The sequence below is a fragment of the Streptomyces sp. NPDC002619 genome, assembly GCF_042889305.1.
In the GTDB taxonomy this organism is placed as follows: domain Bacteria; phylum Actinomycetota; class Actinomycetes; order Streptomycetales; family Streptomycetaceae; genus Streptomyces.
The window spans coordinates 1-4,255 of sequence record NZ_JBIAQV010000124.1 but is presented as its reverse complement, the minus strand read 5'-3'; the positions used below and the strand labels follow the sequence as shown (position 1 = coordinate 4,255).

The window sequence follows — 4,255 nt, the reverse complement described above, 5'->3', positions numbered from 1 at the left end:
AGCCCCAACGAATACGAACACCGACACCACACCGCTAAACTCACGCTCGCCGCGTGATCAATAACCGCGTGCCCACCTTCACGGGGGAAGGCCCGTCGGCCGATGACGCGACCGCTGACGTGAGATCCAGGGGAAGTGCGGAGACCGTTGCTGGCCAGCTCCGGTCTACTGCATCCGAGGCCGGCACCAGGGAGCGGTCCGGCCAACTGAATTCGGGCATTGGCCAATCATGGTCAGAACGATGGCAGTTGTCGACGGGAGGCCTCAGCGCCTCCGCGCTCAGCCGCGAGACCAACACGCTTTCCAACTGTCCGCATGGCTGTTCAGAGTCGGTCGTGGGCGTTCACTGTGCAGCTCAGACGGGGTTCGCGTACGGCGGCGAACGATGGCGTCCGTCAGTGCACTGGACAAAGACCAGGACAACGAGCGGCTCATTGGTGCGCCGCCAAGATCGGCACTGCCGCCTCGTACTCGCTGAAGTCCGTGGCCATGGGCTCAGCCGATCAGCACGGGCCGACGGTGGTCAAGGCCGGTAGCAGGCCATCAGCTTGGGAAGCTAATTGCGTCTAGGGCTTGCTTCGGGGCTGACCTGCGACGGAGCGGTGTCGGTACCTGTCGGGCGGTCGACTGGTTCCCCGGTGTTCGCCGTGGTTCCCCGCACGACCTGGCACGGGTCTGGCACGACCTCTTCGTCCCGAACGCGATGAGGAATGTTGGTGGCCTTGTCGGGGGCTCACTGAGCTTCTCGTTCAGCTCTGCTGGCGTCCATCACCGTCCGGGAGTGTCTCGGCACGGCTGCTCAGTTTGGCCCCGACTGACCCCTGCCACATGCGAGTTCAACCGGGCGTCAATGCCTCCCGCCTTCGGTGTCATGGAGCAACACCTTGGTCCAGGAGACCAGTTGGCGCGGGTATCTGTGGGGGGCTCAGCACGCGGGCTACGTGCTTCAGCTTCCGGGGTCGAGTTCCTGTTCGGCCCACACGGTCTTGCCGCCACTCGTCAGGCACCTGGCTCCGTGGCGCCGGCAGAGCTGGGCGACGATGTAGAGGCCGCGGCCGCCTTCGTCGCTGGTGCAGGCGTGGCGCAGCCGGGGAAGGGTGTCGCTGGTGTCGGTCACTTCGCAGGTCAGGACCTGGTGCCGGATCAGGCGCAGGCGGATCGGGCCTGTGGCGTGGCGGACAGCGTTGGTGACCAGTTCGCTGATGATCAGCTGGGTGGATGCCTCCAGACGTTCCAATCCCCACTGGGCCAGTCGTCGGGTGACCAAGGTGCGGGCGTGACTGACGACGGCCGGGTCGCTGGGTAGGTCCCAGCACGTGGTTTGGCTCGGGCTCAGCGCATGGGTCCGTGCGATGAGCAGAGTCACATCGTCGCACGGTGACTGAGTCGGCAATGTCTCGATCACCGAGGAGCAGAGCCCTTCCAGGGACCGCCCGGGATGTGCCAGGGTGCCGCACAGACGCATCATGCCGGCGTCGATGTCGTGGTCGCGGCTCTCGATGAGGCCGTCGGTGTACAGGGCGAGCTGGCTCCCCTCGGGCAGTTCCAACTCGACGGCTTCGAAGGGGATCCCCAACCCGACGCCGAGCGGTGTTCCGGTGGGCAGGTGGGGGAAGGTGACCGTGCCGTGGGGGTCGATGACCGCGGGCGGTGGGTGCCCGGCCCGTGCCATGGTGCACTTTCGGGTGACGGGGTCGTAGACGGCATACAGGCAGGTCGCGCCGGTGACGCGGCTCGGGTCGTGAGAGTCGGCGTCTTCCTCGGCCATCCGCCGGACCGTGTCGTCGAGGTGGGTCAGCAGCTCGTCGGGGGGCAGATCGAGGTCCGCGAGCGTGTGTACTGCGGTGCGCAGCCGGCCCATGGTTGCCGCGGCGTTGATGCCGTGTCCCACGACATCGCCCACGACCAGTGCCGTTCGGGCGCCGGACAGCGGGATGACGTCGAACCAGTCGCCCCCGACGCCGTTGTCCACATCGGCCGGCAGATAGCGTGAGGCTGTCTCGATGGCCGTGCCCTGCACCGAACGCGGGGGGAGCAGGTTGCGTTGGAGGGTCAGGGCCGCGCTGCGTTCGCGTGCGTACCGGCGGGCGTTGTCCAGCGAGAGCGCCGTCCGGCTGACGAGTCCCTCGGCCAGGAGCAGGTCGTCCTCCTGGAACGGCGTGGGTTCCTCGGTCCGGATGAACACCGCCGTACCCAGGAAGGCGCGCCGCGTACGGATGGGAACGACCATCAGGGAATGCATGCCGCTCTCACGCATGGTCCGTGCCCGGTCCGGGTCGTGGTCGAACCAGGTCCCGGGAGAACCGTCCAGGACCGGTTCCAAATGGGAGCGGCCGGAGGACAGGACCTTGGCGAAGGGCGAGTTCGGTGGCACGGCGACCAGCTCACCGCGCGCCCACGGGGACTCGGGGACCCCGGGGTGGATCGAGGCCAGGCCCGCACGCCGCAGGACGGGGCGGCGGTCGTCCGACGGGCCGATGCGGGCGAAGGGTGCTTCGCCGAACTGGATCGACTCGGCCAGGTCGACGTTGACGTAGTCGGCCAGGAGGGGCACCGCGATGTCGGCCAGCTCCTGACCGATCTGCATCACGTCCAGACTGTTGCCTATGCGCGTGCTGGCCTCGCTGAGGATGGCCAGGCGCTCGCGCGCCCTCTGGGCGGCGGTGAGGTCCACACTCATGCAGCACACCCCCATGGCCTGGCCGTCGGCGTCCTGGAGGCAGAAGTACGAGGCCGCGATCGCGTGCTCACGGCGCGGATCCGCCGACGGCCACGCACGGTACTCACGGACCGTGGTGACGCCGCTGTCCAGCACCTGTCGCATCACCCCCTCGAGTCTTTCGGCCTCGGTGTCGGGCCGCGCATCCGTCAAACGGCGTCCTAGCCGCTGATCGCAAGGGACGCCGTCCTGCTGCTCCATCGCGTCATTGGCCCAGGCGCAGCGCAGGTCCCGGTCCCGCACGACGATGCCGATCGGTGAGCGGGTGAGAAGTGAGTCCCGCACCCATCCGGTGGTCGCCATCGGGGAGAGCGAGGCGATGTCGGTACCGGAGACGAGCCAATGGATTTCCCCGTCCTGGCCCCACAGCAGCGAGATCCGCAGGCTCGCCTTGAGGGCATGGCCGTCGCGGTGGCGGACGGTCGAGGTGCCGGACCAGCCGCCCCGGGCCAGGCACTGCTCGGTCGACGACCACTCCCGCAGCGTTCGGCGGGTGAGGGGCAGGACGGTGGAGATCGGCTGGCCCACCACTTCCGCGGCCGGGTAGCCGACCAGCCGCTGCGCCGTGGTCGTCCACCCCACCACCGTCCCCTCGGCGTCGATCATCGCGATGGCGGCGGCGGGCGTCTCCCGGGGGTCCAGTCGCCCACAGAGACTGCCTTGAAGGATCTCTGTCACCGGATTCTCCCATCACGTGGATTTCCAAGAACGGGCCGAAGACGGGGTGATCGCCTCGCCGGCCCTACGGTTGAGCCGTCCCTCCGGCGGTCCGGGCATCGCTGCAACGGACAGCGATGCGGCCCGGCGGACCTGCGGCTTCCTGCTGATGCGGGACTGCCCCTCTCCTCGCGGTCTACGGGGATCGGGGTCGCGTAGTCCGGCTCGTGGCAACAACGAGGCTAGGAGTGGAGATCGGGACAGTCACTGGTGCGCAGCACACACCTTCTGGTGAAAATCGGTGATAAAGAACAAATCGCCCAGCACGCTCGTGGTGCCGGACTTGCACCGACCGTCCCCGGACTCAGGACTGCATTGCCGCCCCATCCGATCGTTCGAGTACAAGCAGTTGGTCCAGACCTCCGTCGCCCCTACTCATGGGGGCCGTCAACCATTTCCAGCGGGTCACCTGCCGTCGTCACTCGATACAGGGGGCAAGCACACCCTTCGCCGAGACAGCACAGCAAAATGCGCGAATATTGCAGAAGAGGCTATTTCTGTCAGGGAGCCACAGATGGACGCCTCGGACGGACTCCTCCGAAGGGCTGAGCCGGCGGCTCTGCTGACGTTGGACGGTGCCATCCGCGACCTCAACGCTGCGATGGCCACGGCGCTGGGCAGGCCGGCGGAGCAGTGCCTGGGACGTGACTTCGGTGAGCAGTGCCTGGGACGTGACTTCGGTGATCTGTGGCCCGCGAGCCAACGGGTGTCGGCCGAGAATCTTGTGGTCCACGTCGCCAGGACGAAGACGGTCGCGATGCGGGTAATGGAGTTTCCCGGGCAAGGTGGAGCACCACCTGTTGCCTGCTTGATCGAGGC

Annotated in this window: 2 protein-coding genes; one reads left to right on the top strand and one right to left on the bottom strand. The window is 67.5% G+C overall.

The annotated features are described in order from the left end of the window. Positions 1–946: 946 nt before the first annotated feature. Positions 947–3,397 (bottom strand): SpoIIE family protein phosphatase, encoded by a 2,451-nt coding sequence (locus ACFYXB_RS45600; protein WP_389591389.1) that lies wholly within the window; start codon positions 3,395–3,397, stop codon positions 947–949. 553 nt (positions 3,398–3,950) lie between these two features. Between ACFYXB_RS45600 and ACFYXB_RS45595 the strand changes: the two genes are divergently transcribed. Then, positions 3,951–4,255 (top strand): PAS domain-containing protein (locus ACFYXB_RS45595; protein WP_389591387.1); only part of this gene is annotated, 305 nt, incomplete at its 3' end.